19 protein-coding genes are annotated in these 21,540 nt (G+C 37.5%); 10 read left to right on the forward strand and 9 right to left on the reverse strand.

Annotated elements, in window-relative coordinates; all coding sequences use genetic code 11:
- Position 1: 1 nt before the first annotated feature.
- Positions 2–475, reverse strand: a complete 474-nt coding sequence (locus FORMA_RS02560) for a hypothetical protein (RefSeq protein ID WP_069674183.1) — start codon at positions 473–475, stop codon at positions 2–4.
- A gap of 176 nt (positions 476–651) precedes the next feature.
- Here FORMA_RS02560 and folE point away from each other — a divergent pair, with 176 nt between their 5' ends.
- The 4 genes from folE to lgt all read left to right on the forward strand — a co-directional run bounded on the left by folE (position 652) and on the right by lgt (position 3,961).
- A complete protein-coding gene (gene folE / locus FORMA_RS02565) occupies positions 652–1,329 on the forward strand; it encodes a GTP cyclohydrolase I FolE (RefSeq protein WP_069674184.1) in 678 nt (225 codons plus the stop codon).
- A gap of 9 nt (positions 1,330–1,338) precedes the next feature.
- Positions 1,339–2,826, forward strand: a complete 1,488-nt coding sequence (gene cysS, locus FORMA_RS02570; protein ID WP_069674185.1) for a cysteine--tRNA ligase — start codon at positions 1,339–1,341, stop codon at positions 2,824–2,826.
- Positions 2,827–2,830: 4 nt separating this feature from the next.
- On the forward strand, positions 2,831–3,064 hold the full coding sequence (yidD, locus tag FORMA_RS02575; protein ID WP_069674186.1) for a membrane protein insertion efficiency factor YidD: 234 nt from the start codon (positions 2,831–2,833) through the stop codon (positions 3,062–3,064).
- Between the two features lie 66 nt (positions 3,065–3,130).
- On the forward strand, positions 3,131–3,961 hold the full coding sequence (gene lgt / locus FORMA_RS02580) for a prolipoprotein diacylglyceryl transferase (protein ID WP_069674187.1): 831 nt from the start codon (positions 3,131–3,133) through the stop codon (positions 3,959–3,961).
- A gap of 78 nt (positions 3,962–4,039) precedes the next feature.
- Here lgt and secDF read toward each other — a convergent pair whose 3' ends face one another.
- The 4 genes from secDF to gyrB form a co-directional block, all read right to left on the reverse strand.
- Positions 4,040–7,021, reverse strand: coding sequence for a protein translocase subunit SecDF (gene secDF / locus FORMA_RS02585; protein WP_069674188.1), 2,982 nt, complete (start codon positions 7,019–7,021; stop codon positions 4,040–4,042).
- A gap of 149 nt (positions 7,022–7,170) precedes the next feature.
- Complete coding sequence (mdh, locus tag FORMA_RS02590) at positions 7,171–8,097, reverse strand: malate dehydrogenase (RefSeq protein WP_069674189.1); 927 nt, start codon at positions 8,095–8,097, stop codon at positions 7,171–7,173.
- Between the two features lie 75 nt (positions 8,098–8,172).
- Positions 8,173–9,186, reverse strand: a complete 1,014-nt coding sequence (locus FORMA_RS02595; protein WP_069674190.1) for a DUF6588 family protein — start codon at positions 9,184–9,186, stop codon at positions 8,173–8,175.
- 90 nt (positions 9,187–9,276) lie between these two features.
- The gene (gene gyrB / locus FORMA_RS02600) at positions 9,277–11,217 is read right to left on the reverse strand and encodes a DNA topoisomerase (ATP-hydrolyzing) subunit B (RefSeq protein WP_069674191.1); all 1,941 of its coding nucleotides are present in this window, start codon (positions 11,215–11,217) and stop codon (positions 9,277–9,279) included.
- 288 nt (positions 11,218–11,505) lie between these two features.
- Between gyrB and FORMA_RS02605 the strand changes: the two genes are divergently transcribed.
- Positions 11,506–12,519 carry a T9SS type A sorting domain-containing protein gene (locus FORMA_RS02605; RefSeq protein WP_069674192.1) on the forward strand — a complete coding sequence of 338 codons (1,014 nt, stop codon included), beginning with the start codon at positions 11,506–11,508 and terminating at the stop codon, positions 12,517–12,519.
- A gap of 39 nt (positions 12,520–12,558) precedes the next feature.
- On the opposite strand, the gene asnB is transcribed toward FORMA_RS02605, so the two are convergent.
- Positions 12,559–14,223 (reverse strand): asparagine synthase B, encoded by a 1,665-nt coding sequence (gene asnB / locus FORMA_RS02610; protein ID WP_069674193.1) that lies wholly within the window; start codon positions 14,221–14,223, stop codon positions 12,559–12,561.
- A gap of 175 nt (positions 14,224–14,398) precedes the next feature.
- Positions 14,399–15,031, reverse strand: coding sequence for a 7-carboxy-7-deazaguanine synthase QueE (locus FORMA_RS02615; protein WP_069674194.1), 633 nt, complete (start codon positions 15,029–15,031; stop codon positions 14,399–14,401).
- 73 nt (positions 15,032–15,104) lie between these two features.
- On the opposite strand from FORMA_RS02615, the gene FORMA_RS02620 reads away from it, so the two are divergent.
- The 5 genes from FORMA_RS02620 (at position 15,105) to FORMA_RS02640 (ending at position 19,291) form a co-directional block, all read left to right on the forward strand.
- Positions 15,105–16,598: a helicase HerA-like domain-containing protein gene (locus tag FORMA_RS02620; protein ID WP_069674195.1), complete on the forward strand. Its 1,494-nt coding sequence runs from the start codon at positions 15,105–15,107 to the stop codon at positions 16,596–16,598.
- A gap of 24 nt (positions 16,599–16,622) precedes the next feature.
- Entirely contained in the window at positions 16,623–17,180 is a 558-nt protein-coding gene (locus FORMA_RS02625; RefSeq protein ID WP_069674196.1) for a hypothetical protein, read from the forward strand.
- Positions 17,181–17,297: 117 nt separating this feature from the next.
- On the forward strand, positions 17,298–18,122 hold the full coding sequence (locus tag FORMA_RS02630) for an alpha/beta hydrolase (protein WP_069674197.1): 825 nt from the start codon (positions 17,298–17,300) through the stop codon (positions 18,120–18,122).
- A gap of 18 nt (positions 18,123–18,140) precedes the next feature.
- Entirely contained in the window at positions 18,141–18,866 is a 726-nt protein-coding gene (rluF, locus tag FORMA_RS02635; RefSeq protein ID WP_069674198.1) for a 23S rRNA pseudouridine(2604) synthase RluF, read from the forward strand.
- Positions 18,860–19,291: a VOC family protein gene (locus FORMA_RS02640; protein WP_069674199.1), complete on the forward strand. Its 432-nt coding sequence runs from the start codon at positions 18,860–18,862 to the stop codon at positions 19,289–19,291. Before rluF ends, FORMA_RS02640 begins: the two co-directional genes overlap by 7 nt.
- Before the next feature lie 9 nt (positions 19,292–19,300).
- Here the strand turns inward: FORMA_RS02640 and folD are convergent, their stop codons facing one another.
- Together folD and ffh are read right to left on the reverse strand one after the other, a co-directional pair.
- On the reverse strand, positions 19,301–20,179 hold the full coding sequence (gene folD / locus FORMA_RS02645; RefSeq protein ID WP_069674200.1) for a bifunctional methylenetetrahydrofolate dehydrogenase/methenyltetrahydrofolate cyclohydrolase FolD: 879 nt from the start codon (positions 20,177–20,179) through the stop codon (positions 19,301–19,303).
- Positions 20,180–20,197: 18 nt separating this feature from the next.
- Positions 20,198–21,529 (reverse strand): signal recognition particle protein, encoded by a 1,332-nt coding sequence (gene ffh / locus FORMA_RS02650; protein WP_069674201.1) that lies wholly within the window; start codon positions 21,527–21,529, stop codon positions 20,198–20,200.
- Positions 21,530–21,540: the final 11 nt, after the last annotated feature.

Consider the following 21,540-nt stretch of genomic DNA (forward strand, 5'->3'; position numbering starts at 1 on the left):
GCTAATTGTTGTAATGTTGAGGTTTAATCAAAATGAAATAATCTGTTTGGTCTACGCGGAAGAGTTGATTCCCACGCCGATAAAATGGGAAATTATATTTCAAAGGATTGAAGGTCTTTGGATTAAAAAATTCATCTCTGGTAAGATTTGAAACAAAGGCATCAAAAAGGGGGACTTCCGATAGTAAAGGACAAGGTTTATGAGCCTTTGGATTTGAAACCTCTTTTACAACAACCCTATTTCTTAAAATTTCCTTGGCAAATAAAACCCGATTTGGCCGATCCATTATTTCAGTGGCCAATGCATCACCATAAACTTGTTCTAGTTTTTTTAATTCATCGCTAGAAAATGGTGCTTTAGTATTGTCGTTAAAAACAATGACTTGTGGGATGCTTCTATTAGAATTTATCTTTTGCCCAAAACATGATAAGGACAGAAAAACAGAAAAGATAGCATTAATGAATAATGATCTCATAAAATTTAAATTGGTAAATTTAAGCAGTTTGCTTTAAGCAAATCAAGCCTATAAATTTAATTATTTATTTTAAATAATCTTAAATTTTTCTTTTAATCATTATAAATTTGAGTTCTGAACAGAGAAAATAACTATCTTTGTCATACATTTTTAGAATACTTTTATTTCACAAATTTATGGGAATACAGATAAACTCAAGCGAAACTGATCACATCGGAGATAATCATATAGGAACATCGTCAGAAACGCCAATTCGTGTTGATGCTTTTAAATTAAATAATGAGGAAAAAATAGAGCTCATAGAACACGATGTCAAACACATCATGGAAACCTTAGGACTTGACCTAAGGGACGACAGTCTAAAAGGGACGCCATTTAGAGTGGCTAAAATGTTCGTGAACGAAATATTTGGTGGTTTAAACCCAAAGAATAAACCAAAAGCTTCAACATTTCAAAATAAATACAACTATGGCGAAATGCTGGTTGAAAAGAACATCACCCTGTACTCGACTTGCGAGCATCATCTACTGCCAATTGTTGGTAAAGCGCATGTTGCATATATTTCCAATGGAACAGTTGTTGGCCTTTCAAAGATGAACAGAATTGTCGATTACTATGCAAAAAGACCTCAAGTTCAAGAAAGGCTTACCATTCAAATAGTCAAGGAACTGCAAAGTGTCTTAAACACAAAAGATGTAGCCTGCGTTATCGACGCCAAACATTTATGTGTCAATTCTCGAGGAATAAAAGACATTGAAAGCAGCACTGTTACAAGTGAATTTGGAGGTCAATTTAAGAATAAAGAAACACGTAGAGAATTTTTGGATTACATCCAATTGAACACAAAATTTTAAACACACTGGATGTCACTAAATTTGTTTGAAAAACAAAAGATTTCGATATACAACTCGATCACTGGAGAAAAAGAGCAATTCAAACCCATAAATGAAGGCCACATTGGGCTGTATGTATGTGGGCCAACCGTTTACAGTAATGTTCATCTAGGAAACGTAAGAACATTCATGTCTTTTGATATGATTTTTCGCTATTTTAAACACCTGGGCTACAAGGTGCGCTATGTGCGAAATATAACGGATGCGGGGCATTTAGAAAATGATGCAGACCAAGGCGAAGATCGCATTGCAAAGAAAGCTCGCCTAGAACAAATAGAACCCATGGAAGTGGTTCAAAAATATACTGTTGATTTTCACAACACTTTAAATAACTTCAATTTTCTTCCGCCAAGTATAGAACCTACTGCCACGGGACATATTGTAGAACAAATAGAAATAATAAAAAGTATTATTGACAACGGCTATGCTTACGAAGCCAATGGATCCATTTATTTTGATGTTTTAAAGTACAACGAATCTAATGATTATGGTGTGTTAAGTGGCCGGAAAATAGAGGATTTGATGCATAACTCCAGAGCACTCGATGGACAATCCGATAAAAAAAATCCACAAGATTTTGCCCTCTGGAAAAAAGCAGAGCCACAACATATTATGCGGTGGCCCTCGCCTTGGAGCGAAGGGTTTCCTGGCTGGCACCTAGAATGTACAGCAATGAGCACAAAGTACTTAGGTGAACAATTTGATATTCATGGCGGAGGAATGGATTTAAAATTCCCACATCACGAATGTGAGATTGCACAAGCTAAAGCATGGCATAGCCACAATCCAGTAAAGTATTGGATGCATGCCAATATGCTTACACTAAATGGTCAAAAAATGGCAAAATCAACAGGAAATAATATTCTGCCTGCTGAAATTTTGAGTGGAGATACAGACAAACTGTCTAAAGGTTTTGCTGCTTCTGTAGTTCGTTTTTTTATGATGCAAGCACACTATAGAAGTATTCTTGACTTTAGCAATGACGCTCTTTTGGCATCCGAAAAAGGGTTTAACAAATTAATAGATGCCCTAAATATCCTTAAATCCGTTACAGCTTCCAACGCATCAGCAGATTTTGATGTAATAAATTGGCAGCAACGCTGTTACAATGCCATGAATGATGACTTCAACACCCCTATTCTGATCGCTGAGCTTTTCAGTGCAGTAAAGTACATCAACCAAATAAATGATGGCACAAACAGTATAGATGAAACAAGCCTAGAGCTGTTAAAAAACACACTTCACAATTTCGTTTTTGATATTTTGGGTCTTGAAAATCTAGACAAAGCATCATCGCATAACAAGCTTTCAGACGCTGTTCAACTTCTCATCACATTGAGAAATGAAGCTAGAGCTCAAAAAAACTTTGCCCTTTCAGATCAAATTAGAGATCAACTGTCTGAAGTAGGCATCCATTTGAAAGATGGAAAAGACGGCACTACTTTTTCTTTAGATTAAATTTATGAATGCTTTGTTAATCACAGCAAGTGTAGCCCTAATTAAAGGTTATCAAAAATGGATTTCACCATTGTTCCCTGCCAAGTGTCGCTTTCAACCAACTTGTTCGCAATATTGCATTGAAGCCTTGCAAGAACACGGCTTTTTAGGGGGATGTTTTTTAGGACTAAAACGTATTTTTAGTTGTCATCCTTGGGGTCGATCTGGTCATGACCCTGTTCCAAAAAAAGACAAATGAGTTAATTCACTCCATCCTCACTATTGTTCTTCAATTCAGTATATTTACAATCAAAATTAAATGACTATGACTTTTTTGCAAATCGTATGGGAACCTGCATCTGATGGGATTCGACTTTTCGGTAATTTCAAGATTCATTATTATAGCCTAATGTGGATGGCTGCATTTATTGTTGGTTTTTACATCATGAAAAAAATCTATTACAATGAAAAACAGGACGAGAGTAAACTCGATAGCCTGTTTATGTATTCTGTTTTAGGGATTATGATTGGTGCGCGCTTGGGTCATGTTATTTTTTATCAAGCAGAATTATTCCGGGAGGATTTCTTCAGTGTATTTTTACCTGTAAAATTCAGTGGTGGATTTGAATTTACAGGATTTCGAGGCTTAGCTAGTCATGGCGCCGCGATTGGAATGATCATCTCTATGCACCTTTACAACAAAAAAGTACTGAAAAAATCTGTTCTATGGATTTTAGATCGTGTTGTAATTCCTTGTGCTTTAGGAGCCATTTTTATTAGAATTGGCAATTTCTTCAACTCGGAAATGATCGGAAAACCCGCAAGCGAAGGCTTACCGTGGGCTGTAGTGTTCAAGGATATGGACAGTATTCCGCGTCATCCAGGTCAATTGTATGAAGCTTTCGGATATGTATTTGTCTTCCTAATTTTATTTGTATTGTATTGGAAAACAAAAAAAGGGCAACAAGAGGGATTCCTGTTTGGGTTATTCTTGTTAATGCTAATGGCCGTACGAGTGTTTGTGGAGCAATTTAAAATTGCACAAGTTGATGGCCGAGAAGACTGGATTTTTGGATTAAATACGGGACAGGTTTTAAGTATTCCTTTTATACTTATTGGCCTTTATTTTATGTTTTTTCACAAAACTAAAACCTAACAACATATTACTTTTTGTCATCAAAAAAGCCACTCAAAGGAGTGGCTTTTTTAATGCTTTTTTTTTAAACTCTTTTATTTAGGATTTTTTATCTAAACGCTTTAGTGTATCGTGCATAATTGGTGTTGCAATAAATACAGATGAATACGTTCCAACAAGTACCCCTACAATCAAAGCGAAGAGCAAACCACGAAGTGAATCAGCACCAAAAACAAACATAGCTAATAAAACAACTAAAGTAGTAAGAGAAGTGTTTAACGTTCTACTCAGGGTACTGTTTAGGGCTCCGTTTACAATTTTAGCAAAATCCCAGCTAGAATGTTCATTGATGTATTCTCTAATTCTATCAAACACAACCACTGTATCGTTTAGAGAGTACCCAATTACAGTTAGTATTGCAGCAATAAATGCTTGGTCTATTTCCATACTAAATGGTAAGTATTTCCAAGCAATGGAGAAAATCCCTAGTACAATCAATACATCGTGAAAAACTGCAGCGACTGCACCTAATGAAAATTGCCATTTTTTGAAGCGCAGCAAGATGTATAAAAATACCACGATCAGAGATCCTATGATTGCCCATACAGACGACCTTTTAATGTCATCAGCAATAGTAGGGCTCACTTTTCCAGAATACATTTTTCCAATGTTATTTTCAGCATCGATAAATTGTTTGTATGATGTTTCGTCTGGCAAGAATGGCACCAATGCACCATAAAGTTTTTCTTGAACCTCAGCATCAACTTCAGCAGAGTTTTCATTGACTTTATATTTTGTTGAAATTTTCAATTGGTTAGCACTTCCTATTGTTTTTACCTCTGCACTACCAAAAGCATCATTAACAGCAGTTTTTACCTCTTCAGTATTCATATCTTGTGCAAAGCGAACAGTATAGGTTCGTCCTCCAACAAAATCAATTCCTTGATCGAGGCCTGTTGTAAACAACGACATTAATCCCGCAGTAATAATCACTCCTGAAAAGAGGTAGGCCACTTTTCTTTTTTTAAGAAATTCGATCTTAATTGATTGAAATAATCCTTTAGTCATTCCTGTAGAAAACTCGAGTTTACCCCCGCGATTCAAATGCCAGTCGATCAATAGTCTTGAAATGAAAATAGCCGTAAATAGTGAGGTTAAAATACCAATTAAAAGGGTTGTTGCAAATCCTTTTATTGGACCTGTACCAAATGTATATAGAATCAAAGCGGTAAGCCCCGTTGTAATGTTCGCATCCAAAATTGAAGATAATGCATTAGAAAAGCCATCACGGACAGCTTCTTTTTGTCCTTTACCTTTATACAGCTCCTCACGAATACGTTCGTATATAAGCACATTAGCATCTACTGCAATACCAATTGTAAGAACGATACCCGCAATTCCAGGTAGAGTTAGTACAGCTCCTAAACCTGATAAAATTCCAAAAATCAAAAGTATATTGAGCAACAAGGCTACATTGGAGAAAATACCTGCTTTTCCATAATAAAATATCATCCAAAGCAATACAAAAGCCAATGCAATAAGGAAGGATTTCATACCACTTTCAATAGCTTCTTGTCCTAAAGACGGCCCTACTTCCTCAGCCTGGACAATATCAGCAGAAGCCGGAAGTTTACCTGCGCGCAAAACATTTGCTAAATCAACCGCTTCATTGAGCGTAAACGATCCCGAAATCTCTGAATTACCTCCTGCTATGGGTCCTGATGTAACACCTGGAGCAGAATAAACTATCTCGTCCAAAACGATGGCAATTTGCCCTCCTGTATTAAACGCATTTCCCGTCATTTGCTCCCAAATCTTAGCCCCTTTAAGGTTCATTTGCATAGAAACACTAGGGTTTCCATTTTGCTGATAGGATTGACGCGCATCGGTAATTACAGCACCACTCAATTGTGGTTTGTTTTCTCTGTTTCCTTTTAAAGCATAAAGCTCTACTAGCTCAATACTTTGTGTATCCTCTTCATTGGTTTGCTGAATTTGAGGGATCCCCCAAACAAATTTTGCATAGCGCTGTTCAGGGCTAAGTAATGCTCTGACCTTAGGATTATTGAGATAAGCCGTTACTGTTTGTTGGTCTTTGGATTCAAAAGATGCAAGCACCGGTCCGCCAGTGTAACCTGATGCACGAATCAAATCGATTAATGGGTTTACAGTGCCATCTTCACCAGTTTCAGCATCAGTATCACCAATAATATCTGAAATGGAATCTTCATCAGTTTTATCAGAATCTACTTCATCGGATGTGTCTACGACTTCTTTTAAAACCTCATTAGCTTGGAATAAGAAACTAGCGAATTCTTCGCCTTTGAAAGCATCCCAGAACTCAAGCTGTGCCGTACTTTGGAGTAATCCTTTCACACGTTCAACTTCTTTGGCTCCTGGCAATTCGACCAAAATACGTCCTGAATTACCAATACGCTGTATGTTGGGTTGCGTTACACCAAATTTATCAATACGTTTTCTTAGGACTTCAAAAGCAGAAACGATAGATTCGTCAATTTTTGCAGATAATATAGGTTTTACTTCATCATCACTCATATCAAAAGTAATCTCATCGCTGAGTGTTCTATTGGCAAAAATATCTGGTGAGGCTAAATTTGCATCCGCATCAATTGCTTCGAATGCTACAAAAAAGTCTTCTAAATAAGTGTTCTGACTGTCTTTCTGAAGTTCTTCAGCATCAGCCAAAGCTTGTCTGAACACAGGGTCTTTGCTGTCGTTTGCCAAACCTACTAAAATATCTTTTACAGAAATCTGAAGAATGACGTTGATCCCACCTTTTAAATCAAGACCAAGATTCATTGCTTTCTCTTTGACTTCGTCGTAATTGTATGCAGCAATGCCAATATTGAACACTTCTTGAGTTTTCAATGAGTCTAAATAGTTCAAACGTTCTATCGAACGTTTCGAATCATAATCTACTTCCGTTTCAGCAATTTTATTTATTGAAAACTGTTGAGCATCCTCTTCAATTTGATTTGCTTTGAAAGTGAATGATAATTGATATATACTCACCAATCCAAACAAGAGGGCGAATAACTTTACTAATCCTTTATTTTGCATTTTGAATTATTTTGATCTGCTTTATTTTTGTAAACGAGCAAATATATGATTTACGAGGTAATTTGCCAATAGAATTTATGTTTTAATAAAAAAAGCACCACAAAAATAGTGGTGCTTTAAATTTATTGAGTCTAACACAGCGTTGTGCGCTACAAATTTAGAAGGCTATTGGTCTTTTTTACGCCTTCAGCACTTCGCATTAAGTGTTCTTGTTCTGCAGCACTTAATTCAATTTCGACAATTTTTTCTATACCATTTGCTCCTAAAACTACAGGCACACCAATGCAAAGATCACTGAGTCCATATGCGCCATCCAAAAGGGTAGAACAAGGAAAAATTTTCTTTTGATCACAAGCAATAGCTTGTACCAACCCACTTACAGCAGCGCCGGGCGCATACCATGCAGATGTTCCTAAAAGTTTTGTCAATGTTGCACCGCCAACCTTAGTATCCTCTTTGACTTGCTCCAAGCGCTCTTGAGAAATAAATTCAGAAACCTTTATACTATTTCTTGTGGCATGAGAAGTTAGAGGTACCATTCCAACATCACTGTGTCCACCAATCACCATCCCATCAACATCACTAATAGGAGCGCCTAATGCTTCAGCTAATCGATACTTAAATCGTGCAGAATCTAATGCACCTCCCATTCCAATAATTTTATGCTTAGGAAGCCCTGTAACTTTATGCGCTAAATAAGTCATTGTATCCATTGGATTACTCACGACAATAAGAACAGTATCGGGGGAATGTTTTACCAAATTTTCGGAAACTGTTTTTACTATCCCTGCATTAATTCCTATAAGTTCTTCACGTGTCATCCCTGGTTTTCTTGGTATTCCAGAAGTAATTACACAAATGTTGCTGTTTGCAGTTTTAGTGTAATCGTTAGTAGATCCGGTAATTTTGGTGTCAAAACCATTCAGTGAAGCACATTGCATGAGATCCATAGCCTTACCTTCAGCAAAGCCTTCCTTAATATCTAAAAGTACAACTTCTGATGCGAAATTTTTTATGGCGATGTATTCGGCACAACTTGCGCCTACGGCTCCTGCGCCTACGACAGTTACTTTCATTTCAATTCTATTTTTTTAAGATTAAATTATTTTTTAGCGTACGCAAATGTACTGATAATTGTTGTTGTTTTTTGCTTAAAAACCAAAATTTAAACCCAAGGAAGCACTGTTATATTCTGCAATTGTATAATCAGCATTAACACCAATAAAACCGAGTTTTAAGGAGGCTCCAAAAGTTGTTCTTATTCCCGATATTTTATTGGTAATAGAAATTGGATTCGTGATTTCACTCGAGCTGATGTCCCCATTAACAATTTGATAAGATCCCAATAATTCTGTTGTTGTTTTACCTTTGAGTAAACCCAAAGACCCATAAAAATTTATAATCTTCAACTTACTGCCCACTACAAGCTGATACAACATAGAATTGACATCTAGTGTCATTTTTTGATTTTCGCCAGAAACAATCTCAGACGAAGAAAAATCATAAACTCCATCCAAATGAGAGTAAGCAATCACGGCTGAAACTGCCACAGGAAGAATCTTGTTTGTGGGCAACCACGAAAGTAAATTTTGCTGAATTCCGAAACCATAAGCATTTAGTTTTGCATCGTCGAAAGCCATTTTAGGAACAACTCTTGCTTTAATTTGAGTACCTTTAAAGGGGGAAAAACTGGCCTGTAAAAACGCTGTTGGAATAAAACTAGAATCTGAAGACCCTATTCCTCCGGGAAGTGACAAGGTAACTTCTTGATCTCCAAATATTGGATCATCATAAGTCAAAACCACAGTTTCACTAGATGAACCTCCAAAAGCTGTCGGCACGTTCTTGCTTGTACTGTTGTCCACAAATCTAATGTTTTCAAAATCTGAAGCAACCATGTTAAAGCTTTTCTTTTGATCTTTTATGAAGCTCGTGTTTCCAATAATTGAAATTTCAAATCCGAATCTTCGAGGAGATTTGGCGGTGTTGAACCAAGCGTTAGAAATGCTATACACGAGTCCTTCGGAAGCAGGAGCAGTGTAGTATTCTGCAAAGCGTTGGGTGTCCGCTACACCAGCAGCGAGTAATTCGTTTATAGATTCTTGCGCATTTGTATTGCTTAGAGCGCAAAAAAACAAGTAACTAATGATTCTGGGGATTTTCATAATGTCATATTTAATATAAAATTAATAAAAAAAACCTTCACTTAAATGCATCATTTTGTTGTGAAGGTTTTTTATTTTTGAAATTAAAAATTAAGCATCAATGTTGGCATAAATCGCATTTTTTTCAATGAACTCCCGGCGCGGTGGTACATCATCGCCCATCAACATAGAAAAAATTCGATCAGCTTCTGTACCGTTATCAATTTGTACTTGACGTAAGGTTCTAAACTCTGGATTCATGGTGGTATCCCAGAGTTGAGTTGCGTTCATTTCTCCAAGACCTTTGTAGCGTTGTACACTTACACTTCCACCGAATTGTTCAGCAATAGTATCCCGTTCTTTATCGTTCCAAGCATATTGCTTTTTCTGACCTTTTTTGACCAAATAAAGCGGTGGTGTAGCGATGTATACATGTCCGCTTTCAATCAACTCTTTCATGTAACGGAAAAAGAAAGTCAAAATTAGTGTTGCAATGTGACTCCCATCAATATCTGCATCACACATAATCACTATTTTATGGTAGCGTAATTTAGATAAGTTAAGGGCTTTGCTGTCCTCTTCGGTCCCTATTGTAACTCCCAGTGCGGTGAAGATGTTTTTTATCTCTTCATTTTCAAAAACCTTGTGTTGCATGGCTTTTTCAACATTGAGGATTTTCCCTCGCAAAGGTAAAATCGCTTGGAAAGCACGATCACGTCCTTGCTTAGCTGTTCCGCCTGCCGAATCTCCCTCTACAAGAAACACTTCACATTTAGCTGGGTCTTGCTCAGAGCAATCACTTAGCTTTCCAGGTAAACCTCCTATGCTCATTACCGTCTTGCGCTGTACCATTTCTCTAGCTTTTTGGGCAGCATGGCGAGCTTGAGCAGCTAAAATAACTTTTTGAACAATGATTTTGGCATCGTCTGGATGTTCTTCCAAGTAATCTGTTAGCATTTCTGAAACTGCTTGACTCACTGATGAAGAAACTTCTCTATTTCCAAGTTTTGTTTTGGTTTGACCCTCGAATTGTGGCTCTGCAACTTTAACTGATATTATTGCCGTAAGTCCTTCTCTAAAATCATCTCCGGCAATATCAAATTTTAATTTCTCTAACATCCCAGATTCATCTGCATATTTTTTCAAAGTATGCGTTAAACCTCGTCTGAAGCCTGTAAGGTGGGTTCCACCTTCATGAGTGTTGATGTTATTCACATAAGAATGAAGATTCTCTGCATATGAAGTATTGTAAATCATAGCAACTTCTACTGGAATGCCATTTTTTTCACCTTCAAAAGCAATAACCGATTTCATTATTGGCTCTCGTGTTTCATCCAAATACTTGATAAATTCTGAAAGTCCTTCCTCAGAGAAGAAAGTTTCACTAAGAAATTCTCCTTTTTCATCTTTTTCTCTTTTGTCAACAATGACAACCGTAATTCCTTTATTCAAATAAGCCAATTCACGCATTCGACTGGAGAGAGTCTCGTAATTATACTCCAAGGTTTGTGTGAAAATCTGAGAATCAGGCTTAAAAGTAACGATTGTCCCACGCTTATCTGTGGTTCCTGTGGATTTTACAGGGTACATGGCTTTACCGCGTTCGTATTCTTGCTCCCAAATTTTACCATCTCTATGAACTGTTGCTTTTAAATTGGACGAAAGTGCATTAACACAACTAACCCCAACTCCGTGTAGCCCTCCAGAAACTTTATAAGAATCCTTGTCAAATTTTCCTCCTGCGCCAATTTTAGTCATTACCACCTCAAGGGCAGAAACCCCTTCTTTTTTGTGTAGTCCAACAGGGATACCACGACCATTATCTTCGGTCGTTATAGAATTATCCTCATTGATGGTTACAGTTATTTTATCACAATGTCCAGCGAGTGCCTCATCAATTGAATTATCAATGACTTCGTATACTAAGTGATGAAGGCCACGAACGCCAACATCTCCAATATACATGGAGGGGCGCATACGCACGTGTTCCATGCCCTCTAAGGCCTGAATACTATCTGCAGAGTACTGATTTTTATTAATCTCTTCGCTCATAAAAAATTTTTGTTTTGTTTGCTGTTATGGTTGCCTTACAAATATAAAAATTCACTTGCTTTTAAAGATGGTTTTCTAACATAATTTTAGTTGAAATTATTAACATTTCGCGTATTTTGAAAAACGGCCTTAAACAGCCTAAAACAGGGCTTAAAATTGAAATCCGTACCGCTAAGTTTAATGCCAACCGCCTAATTTTAATCAAAGACCTTAAAACAGCTTGATTTGAAGTGATTTTTTTTATAAATTTGAGTACCCAAATATTATTTGAACTCAAAAACACCTACTATGAAAACACTTTTACTTTTTTTTTCTATTTTTTTTATTAATCTATGTTTCTGTCAGGAAATAGAAACGTTTAACACAGTCGATGGATCCAAATTTTTAATTTACGATCCTACTTCTACAATTGATCAAACGCCCTCCGGCTCAGGTTCGAATTGGAGTTTTAGCAACTTGAACAGAATTGGTGAAAATACAGATAACTACAGCGTCCCCAATGCCGATGAGCAAAATACATTCCAAGGAACAACTGAAGTATTAACAGTTCAGCAATTAAGCCCTCCAGCTGAAAGAAAACTATTCCTTAAGCACGCTGCTAATACCACTTACATAACTGGCGCAACTCAAGAGGGTATAACTTTGAATTACAGTGGTGAAAATGCATATGTTGGCGAATTTCCCATGTCATTTAACACCCAAAATTCAGGGCCTGTTTCAGGAACATTTAGCTATGATGGCACCAACGGCACTTTCACTGGCACCTTTACAGCTGAAGTAGATGCACACGGAAATCTAAGTTTGAGCGACAACTACGGAGGTAACTTCAATCGCGGGGTAACGCGCTTAAAAGTTGTACAAAACTTGAATTTATTTGTAGGTGTAAATACCTTTGTTCCTGTAGCTACAGTCAATCAATTGTCCTATTACTACTACGATAGTAGTGAAGATAATATCGCCTTTAGAACCAACGACGTGAGCCTTGTTTCAACTTTGCTGGGTAATCAAAATTCAAAAAGTTTTGAAGCAAATAATCTATACACGCTATCGGTTAAAACTCCACAAAGACTGGAGGGCATAGTTATTTACCCTAACCCCGTCAAAGACGTTACAAATATCAAAATCGACAAGGATATTAATATTGTTTCGCTAAAGATTTTAAACCTCATAGGGCAAACCATATACCATACCAAAACAAACCCAGTAGACCTACCAACAAACAAGTTAAAAAGAGGCCTTTATTTCGTAGTGCTTGAAACAGATTCTGATCGAAAATACATCAAAAAAATAATAAAACAGTAATTGTAAAATAAATAAATTAGTTGCTTTTAATTTTCAAAATTAATAGGCATCATCATGAACTTTAGCAACTGCACGACCACTTGGATCGTTTAGGTTTTTAAATGCCTCGTCCCATTCTAAAGCAATTTTAGTGCTACATGCAACACTTGGTTCCTGCGGCACACAAAGCGCTGCTGCTTCACTAGGAAAATGAGCTTCAAACAGTGTTCGGTAGTAAAACTCTTCTTTGTTAAGTGGGGTTTGTACAGGGAATCTAAAATGGGCATTTTTCATTTGCTCATCACTAACTTCTTTATCAACAACTTCTTTTAAAGTATCAATCCAACTGTACCCAACTCCGTCACTAAATTGTTCTTTTTGTCGCCACGCTACACTATTGGGAAGCATGTCTTCAAATGCTTTACGTACCACCCATTTTTCCATACGTTCTCCGTTAATCATTTTGTCTTGTGGATTGATCCGCATTGCTACATCCATAAATTCTTTGTCTAAAAAGGGTACACGACCCTCTATACCCCAAGCTGCTAAGCTTTTGTTGGCACGCAAACAGTCGTACATGTGCAATTTATCTAACTTTCTAACTGTTTCTTGATGAAATTCTTCCGCATTTGGCGCCTTATGAAAATACAAATACCCCCCGAAAAGTTCGTCAGCACCTTCACCAGAAAGCACCATTTTGATTCCCATAGACTTTATCACTCTGGCCATTAAATACATTGGCGTACTTGCTCGAATTGTTGTTGTATCGTATGTCTCCAAGTTATAAACCACATCTTTTATGGCATCCAGCCCCTCTTGAATAGTGAATTTTATCTCATGATGAACTGTACCTATATGGTCAGCGACCTTCTGTGCTGCTGCCAAATCTGGAGAACCTTCCAAGCCCACTGAAAATGAATGTAATTGAGGCCACCAAGCATCTGTTGTATCTCCGGATTCAACTCTTTTTTGAGCATATTTTTTAGCAATAGCCGAAGTGACAGAAGAATCCAAACCACCGGAAAGTAGAACGCCATAAGGGACATCACTCATCAATTGACGACGCACTGCTGCTTCTAAAGCCTCTTTGATTTCTTTAATGCTTGTTTCATTTGATTTGACAGCATCATAATCGCTCCAATCCCTATTATACCATTTTACAAACGCACCATCTCTACTGTCTAAAAAGTGACCCGGTGGGAATAATTCAATTTTAGTACATACAGATTCTAAAGCCTTGAGCTCAGAAGCAACATAAAAAGTTCCGTTTTTATCCCATCCTATGTACAATGGGATAATACCCATGTGGTCGCGGGCAATGAAATAAGAATCATTATCTGTATCATAAATAGCAAAACCAAAAATTCCATTGAGATCATCAATAAAATCAATCCCTTTTTCTTTGTAGAGCGCTAGAATAATCTCACAATCGCTTTGTGTCTGAAATTCGTAGCTGGAATTCAACTGGCTTCTTAATTCTCTGTGGTTATAAATTTCACCATTTGCAGCGAGTACCAATTTATGATCTGGACTATACAACGGCTGTTTCCCAGAAGCTGGATCGACGATCGCAAGACGCTCATGCGCCATGATGGCGTTGTCGCTATCAAACACCCCACTCCAGTCTGGTCCGCGATGTCTAATCTTCTTTGACATCTCCAGGATTTTAGGTCTTAAAACTTCACTTTTTTCTTTTAAATCAAAGGCACAAACTATTCCGCACATGACATATCTTTTAAAATTACTTTGCAAATATGATTAAAACTTACAATTTATAAATGATTATGAGTAAATTGATTTCAAATTATTATTATTTTTAAAAAATAAAGATTAAATAATAATTAAAATTAAACTAAAAGGGCATTAATGTTTTATTATGTAAGAATTAAGACCTAAAAACCTATGGAATATTCAAATACTTATGTGTTTGAAGAGAAATTTTCCATTTTGGGTTCTTCATAACATAATCTACAATGAAAGGGGTTACTTTTTCACGCACACTCCACTCTGGCTGGAGATACAGCACGCAATCTTGACCAACCTTTTCCGCTTGTTGCTCAGCAAATCTAAAATCGTCCTTGTTATAGATTATAACTTTCAATTCATTGGCTTTAGAGTACACATGTTCGATCGGAAGTTTTCGTTTTTTTGGCGAAAGACAGATCCAGTCCCAGTCACCAGTTAAATTATAAGCCCCTGAAGTTTCGATATGGGTTTTGAGCTGATGCTGTTTAAGCAAGTAAGTTAAAGGGGCCATATCCCACATAAGTGGCTCACCTCCAGTGACCACTATGGTGTCGCTAAATTCTGCTGCTTGACTGGCTATAGTGTCAATTGAAGTCGGCGGGTGCAATTGAGCATCCCAACTCTCTTTTACATCACACCAATGACAACCCACATCACAACCGCCAACACGAATAAAATAAGCTGCAGTTCCTTTGTGGTATCCTTCGCCTTGAATGGTATAAAATGCCTCCATCAATGGCAGCATTTGACCAGCGTCGACAAATTTTTGAATTTCGGATTTTAGCATAGTATGCAAAAATAGCTTACAGATTTTTGTTTAAGTAAAAAAACTTCATTTATTTTACTGTAACCTACTTGTTATGACATCAAAAAAAGAATTCTACAATCATATTGTACGCGGAAACACATTCGAAGGTGAAGCCATTTCCTTGGGTGCAGCCAGACTTAACCAACACACCTTATCAAAGGCTTTTGTAAAAGTTCCATTAAAAACCATGAACAGGCATGGACTCATTGCAGGCGCTACAGGTACAGGAAAAACAAAAACACTTCAAATTTTAGCAGAGCAATTAAGCGAAAAAGGAGTGCCCGTTGTCCTTATGGACATAAAAGGTGATTTGAGCGGATTAGCCAAACCTAGCGCTGGACATCCAAAAATTAACGAGCGGCACAAGGCAATTGGACTCCCTTTCACTCCAAAAGGTTATCCAGTTGAATTCTTTTCAATTTCAGCACAAAATGGTGTTCGCTTGAGAGCAACAGTAAGTGAATTTGGACCCATACTTATTTCTAGAATCTTAAACTTAACTGAAATACAGTCAGGAATAGTCTCTGTTCTGTTCAAGTTCTGCGACGATCATAAACTTCCATTATTAGATTTAAAAGATTTTAAAGCCATACTAAACTTTGCAACCAATGAAGGGAAGAAAGAGTTTCAATCTGCCTATGGTCGAATTTCAAAGACCTCAACTGGTGCTATTTTGAGACGTATTATTGAGTTAGAACAACAAGGTGCAGATTTGTTTTTTGGAGAAGAAAGTTTCGCCGTCAATGATTTTGTGCGCTATACATCTACTGGCGCAGGGTATATTAACATCATAAGGCTAGATGATATACAAAACAAACCCAAGTTATTTTCAACATTTATGCTCAGTCTTTTGGCGGAGCTTTTTGAAAGCTTTCCCGAAACTGGAGATATAGACAAACCAAAACTGGTAATGTTTATCGATGAAGCGCATTTGATTTTTAATGAAGCCTCAAAACAGCTTTTAGATCAAATTGAGTACACAATTAAGCTTATTCGAAGTAAAGGCATAGGGATTTATTTTGTAACGCAAAACCCAAGTGATGTTCCAGAAAATATTCTTGGACAGTTGGGCTTAAAAGTTCAACATGCTTTGCGCGCCTTTACTGCTAAAGATCGTAAAAACATAAAACTAACTGCGCAAAACTATCCTGTAACTTCATTTTTTAACACAGAAAAAACTCTTACTACGATGGGTATTGGTGAAGCATTGGTAACCGCCTTGGACGAAAAAGGCCGTCCAACTCCTCTGAGTGCTGCATTGATGCGGGCTCCAAAAAGCCAAATGGATATTTTAAACCCCGATGAATTATTTGAACTTTGTAATTCATCTAAACTTTCAAAAAAATACAATAAAACTATCGATAGACAAAGTGCTTATGAACTATTGGGCGCCAAAATCAAAAGGATTAACCACATGAGGCCCCAACAAGATTCAAATCAAACCCCAAAAAGAAAAGGCAGACAAAGACAACACCCAATTGTTAAAGTCCTAACTAGCGCTACTTTTATTCGAGCTGTATTTGGAATTCTGAAAAAAGTCGTTTAGTATTGTACTCATTAAAAATTAACCATGAACTATTTATTTAAATTCATTCTTGTAGTTGGACTAGTTACGGCTTCTTGTACCTCTAGCCCTAACCCATTTGCAATTTCAGCATCTTCTGTTGGCTCGCTCAATGACTCTACTAAAGTAAGAGACTTAAAACTTGTTTTTGAAACCGACTCATTAAGTCAATTTATTGGGGGCGATGAATTTATTGGCAATACTAATGTTATAACCGTTTTTGAGAAAGGAACACAAAAAATTTTACTAGAACTTACGCCAAGTGAAGCATTAGATTCGTTATCATCAATACAAAACGTCCGAATCATGGACGAGCGTTTTAAAACTGAAGCAGGGTTAAGTAAAAAGTCAAGCTTTGCCGACATCTCTTCAAAGTATAAAGTATCAAGTATTCAAAACACATTGCGTAATTTGATTGTGTCTGTGGATGAAATCAATGCTTATTTTACCATAGATAAAAATGAATTGCCAGAAGATTTACGCTACGATATGAATAAGAAAATTGAAGCAATCTCCATTCCGCCCACAGCAAAAATCAAAGATTTTTTTATTCAATGGTATTAACCAGAAAGAGAATAAACTGGAAACCAGGTCTCCTATATCTTTGTTGAAGGTAATCGTAAATATTTTAATTTACATACCTTTACACCCAGAAAAATATTTTTGAATTTATCAACCCCCATGCAAACTTTTCTTCCTAAATTCATTGGCCTCATCCTAAACACTCTAGGACTTTTAAATACCAAACTGGCTTCTAAATGGGCATTAGACCTGTTTTCAAGACCGCTCAAGGGACGTTACAAAACAATTCACCCCACTTTAGAAGCTGCCGAAAAGAGAAATTTTCACTATAAAAAATTAACCATCAAAACCTACAGGTGGAAAGGGGAGAAAGAAACTGTATTATTGGCTCATGGCTGGGAAAGTAACTCAGGACGATGGAAAAACACAGTTAATAGTCTTCTGAAATCTGGATATTCTGTAGTAGCTTTGGATGCACCAGCGCATGGCGCGTCTGGCGGCAAAAGCTTCAATGCGGTTTTATACTCAGAGTTTATCGCGCTTGTTTGCACAGAATTCAAGCCCTCTATTTTAATTGGACATTCCGTTGGCGGGATGGCTATTTCTTTTTTTATGAAAAATAGTGGATACAGGTTCGCGGATAAAATTATATTACTTGGCGCACCATCTGGATTTACTGGTATTTTTAAAAACTACACTGATCTAATGGGGTTTAGCTCCAAGCTAAAACGCGGAATTGAAGCTAGAGTTATGCGTAAGTTTGGTCACCCATCTTCCTATTTCAATACGGCTAAGTTTATGGGAGAAGTCAACTGCAAAGGACTTGTAATCCATGATCACAATGACCCTGTAATTCCATATAGTGATGCTGTGGAAATTCAAACTGCTTTTAAGAACAGTACACTTATCGCTACAAATGGCCTTGGACACGGCTTAAAAGGTAAAGCTGTAATCAATCATATTCTTGCTTTTTTAGAGGATTAAACTTTGTACCTTTACGGCATGGAATCAGCTGTGACCAGATTAAATAAATTCTTAAGCGAGGCCGGCTATTGTTCGCGCCGCGCAGCCGACAAACTGATTGAAGAAGGACGTGTAACCGTTAATGGAAAACACCCTGAAATGGGCACAAAAGTAAGTTCAACTGATGAAGTCTCCGTGGATGGTAAGGTCGTTTCAATAAAAAAGAAATCTAGGGTCTATATAGCGTTCAATAAGCCTGTTGGAGTTGTCTGTACTACGGATACTCGTGTTGAAAAAAACAACATTATAGACTTTATTAATTATCCTTCCAGAATTTTTCCAATCGGACGATTAGATAAGGACAGTGAGGGCCTTATTCTACTGACCGATGATGGTGATATTGTCAATAAAATTTTGCGCTCTAGTAATAATCACGAAAAAGAATACATTGTAAGAGTCGATAAGCCAATATCGCAGACCTTCGTGAAACGGATGTCTGAGGGAGTACCTATTTTAGACACCATGACTAAGCCTTGCAGAGTTCAAAAACTCAGTAGAGACAGCTTTAAAATTGTTCTAACCCAGGGACTAAATAGACAAATCCGCCGCATGTGTAGTTATTTAGATTATGAAGTCGAAAGTCTAAAGCGCGTCCGAATCATGAATATTAATTTGATGAGCGATGTAGGTGAATACCGGAACTTAACTAAAGAAGAACTGAACACGCTAAACAAGGCATTAAAATCCTCCAAGAAAACATGGTAAAACAAAGAGCAATATCTCCATTTCATTTAGCAATTCCAGTGTGGAATCTTGAAGAATGTACTGTTTTTTACAAAGATATTCTTGGCTGCAAACTAGGTCGAAGTAGTTCTCATTGGACAGATTTTGACTTGTTTGGCCATCAATTAGTGTTGCATTACAAGCCTAAATCTAAAGACAAATATCACGCAAATGAGGTAGATGGAAAACAAGTCCCTGTTCCTCATTTTGGTGTGGTTTTACCATGGGATGAATTCCATCAATTTTCAAAACATTTAAAAGACAAAGGGGTAGATTTTATTATTGAACCGTATATCCGCTTTGCGGGTGAAGTCGGTGAGCAAGCTACTTTGTTTTTTTTAGATCCGTCGGGGAATGCTTTAGAATTTAAAGCGTTTAAAGATCCTCAACAACTATTTGCGCACTGATTTCCTAAATCAGGGATTTCTTCTCTCGCATGCAAGTAACGTATTTTTGAGCAACATGGCTATGGTCATTGGTCCAACCCCACCAGGAACAGGTGTGATGTGGCTTGCTTTCTCGGCAACGCTTTCAAAATCTACGTCTCCAGCAATTCTATAGCCTCTCTTTTTTGAAGCATCTGGAACACGTGTAATCCCAACATCGATCACAACAGCACCTTTTTTTACCATATCAGCTTTTAGAAATTCGGGGATACCCAAAGCAGCTACAATTATATCTGCTTCCTTTGTTAATGCTGCCAAATTAGTTGTTCGGCTGTGGGCTATGGTAACGGTCGCATTTCCTGCAGCACGCTTCTGACTCATCAGAATACTCATTGGCCTACCAACAATGTGGCTTCTTCCAATTACAACTACATGTTTACCAGAGGTTGGAATTTCGTAGCGCTCCAACAGCTCCATAATTCCATAAGGCGTAGCTGAAATAAAGGTAGGTAAGTCTAAAGTGAGACGGCCTACATTCATGGGGTGAAACCCATCAACGTCTTTATCTGGATCAACAGCCATCAAAACTTTTTGTTCATCAATATGTTTAGGCAATGGTAATTGAACAATAAAGCCATCTATTTCTGGATTGTTATTTAATTCTTCAATTTTATTGAGCAATTGAGCTTCAGTAGTTTCAGCTGAGAGTTCGATAAGTGTTGACTCAAAACCAACCAGCTGACACGCCTTAACTTTGGCACCAACATAAGTCATACTTGCACCATTTGTACCTACCAGAACGGCAGCTAGGTGCGGCGTACGCTTGTTCTGTTGTTTCATTACAGAAACTTGAGCTTCTATTTCTTCCTTGATTTTGGCGCTTGTTTGTTTTCCGTCAAGTATTATCATAATTTAATCTGTAGTGCCTTATTGTGGCATATTTTTCATCATTTGCATCATGTTTCGTCCTTTACCACCTTGCATCATTTTCATCATTTTACTCATCTGATTGAATTGTTTCATCAGCTTATTCACTTCTTGCACAGATGTGCCAGAGCCAGTACCAATGCGTTTTTTGCGGCTCGCATTGATGATAGAGGGGTTAGAGCGTTCTTTTGGCGTCATGGAATGAATAATAGCTTCAATATGCTTAAACGCATCATCGTCTATATCTACGTCTTTCATCATTTTGCCCATTCCTGGAATCATACCCATGAGGTCCTTCATGTTCCCCATTTTCTTGATTTGTTGAATTTGAGACAAAAAATCATCAAATCCAAATTGGTTTTTTGCAATTTTCTTTTGAATCTTACGTGCTTCTTGCTCGTCAAATTGCTCTTGAGCGCGCTCAACCAAAGAAACTACATCGCCCATCCCCAAAATTCGGTCGGCCATTCGCGCTGGATAGAACACATCAATAGCTTCCATCTTTTCTCCAGTTCCAATAAACTTAATGGGTTTATTAACAACCGATTTGATAGAAATAGCCGCCCCACCTCTAGTGTCACCATCTAGTTTTGTGAGAATAACACCATCAAAATTTAAAATATCGTTAAATGCCTTGGCGGTGTTAACAGCATCTTGGCCCGTCATCGCATCCACTACAAATAAAGTTTCTTGAGGGGTCACTGCCTTGTGAATATTAGCAATCTCTGTCATCATCTCTTGATCGACAGCCAATCGTCCAGCAGTATCAACAATCACTACATCACATCCTTTTGATTTGGCCTCTGCTATACCTGCTTTAGCAATAGCTACGGGATCATTATTCCCAATGTCGCTGTAAACCTCCGCTGCAACTTGCTCCCCTACAATATGTAGCTGATCAATTGCTGCAGGACGGTATACGTCGCAAGCGACTAACATGGGCTTTTTGGATTTCTTTGTTTTAAGGTACTGTGCTAGCTTTCCAGAAAATGTTGTTTTACCAGAACCCTGTAAACCAGACATTAAAATGACAGAAGGCGTTGCAGAAAGATTGATGCCCTCTGCGTCTCCACCCATGAGTTCAGTGAGCTCATCTTTTACAATTTTGACCATCAATTGGCCAGGTTGTAAAGTAGTGAGTACGTTTTGACCCAGTGCCTTCTCTTTGACACTGTTGGTGAAATCTTTTGCTATTTTGTAATTGACATCAGCATCGAGTAGTGCACGTCGTACTTCTTTTAGAGTTTCCGCAACGTTAATCTCAGTAATACTACCGTGCCCTTTAAGCACATGTAAAGCTTTATCTAATTTCTCACTTAAATTATTGAACATTCGGTATGAAA

The organism is Formosa sp. Hel3_A1_48, from assembly GCF_001735715.1.
Taxonomy (GTDB): domain Bacteria; phylum Bacteroidota; class Bacteroidia; order Flavobacteriales; family Flavobacteriaceae; genus UBA3537.

Bases quoted from the DNA above. Each gene is read 5' to 3' on its own strand.
- FORMA_RS02560 (WP_069674183.1), bottom strand. From the start codon at position 475: ATGAGATCATTATTCATTAATGCTATCTTTTCTGTTTTTCTGTCCTTA.
- folE (WP_069674184.1), top strand. From the start codon at position 652: ATGGGAATACAGATAAACTCAAGCGAAACTGATCACATCGGAGATAAT.
- cysS (WP_069674185.1), top strand. From the start codon at position 1,339: ATGTCACTAAATTTGTTTGAAAAACAAAAGATTTCGATATACAACTCG.
- yidD (WP_069674186.1), top strand. From the start codon at position 2,831: ATGAATGCTTTGTTAATCACAGCAAGTGTAGCCCTAATTAAAGGTTAT.
- lgt (WP_069674187.1), top strand. From the start codon at position 3,131: ATGACTTTTTTGCAAATCGTATGGGAACCTGCATCTGATGGGATTCGA.
- secDF (WP_069674188.1), bottom strand. From the start codon at position 7,021: ATGCAAAATAAAGGATTAGTAAAGTTATTCGCCCTCTTGTTTGGATTG.
- mdh (WP_069674189.1), bottom strand. From the start codon at position 8,097: ATGAAAGTAACTGTCGTAGGCGCAGGAGCCGTAGGCGCAAGTTGTGCC.
- FORMA_RS02595 (WP_069674190.1), bottom strand. From the start codon at position 9,186: ATGAAAATCCCCAGAATCATTAGTTACTTGTTTTTTTGCGCTCTAAGC.
- gyrB (WP_069674191.1), bottom strand. From the start codon at position 11,217: ATGAGCGAAGAGATTAATAAAAATCAGTACTCTGCAGATAGTATTCAG.
- FORMA_RS02605 (WP_069674192.1), top strand. From the start codon at position 11,506: ATGAAAACACTTTTACTTTTTTTTTCTATTTTTTTTATTAATCTATGT.
- asnB (WP_069674193.1), bottom strand. From the start codon at position 14,223: ATGTGCGGAATAGTTTGTGCCTTTGATTTAAAAGAAAAAAGTGAAGTT.
- FORMA_RS02615 (WP_069674194.1), bottom strand. From the start codon at position 15,031: ATGCTAAAATCCGAAATTCAAAAATTTGTCGACGCTGGTCAAATGCTG.
- FORMA_RS02620 (WP_069674195.1), top strand. From the start codon at position 15,105: ATGACATCAAAAAAAGAATTCTACAATCATATTGTACGCGGAAACACA.
- FORMA_RS02625 (WP_069674196.1), top strand. From the start codon at position 16,623: ATGAACTATTTATTTAAATTCATTCTTGTAGTTGGACTAGTTACGGCT.
- FORMA_RS02630 (WP_069674197.1), top strand. From the start codon at position 17,298: ATGCAAACTTTTCTTCCTAAATTCATTGGCCTCATCCTAAACACTCTA.
- rluF (WP_069674198.1), top strand. From the start codon at position 18,141: ATGGAATCAGCTGTGACCAGATTAAATAAATTCTTAAGCGAGGCCGGC.
- FORMA_RS02640 (WP_069674199.1), top strand. From the start codon at position 18,860: ATGGTAAAACAAAGAGCAATATCTCCATTTCATTTAGCAATTCCAGTG.
- folD (WP_069674200.1), bottom strand. From the start codon at position 20,179: ATGATAATACTTGACGGAAAACAAACAAGCGCCAAAATCAAGGAAGAA.
- ffh (WP_069674201.1), bottom strand. From the start codon at position 21,529: ATGTTCAATAATTTAAGTGAGAAATTAGATAAAGCTTTACATGTGCTT.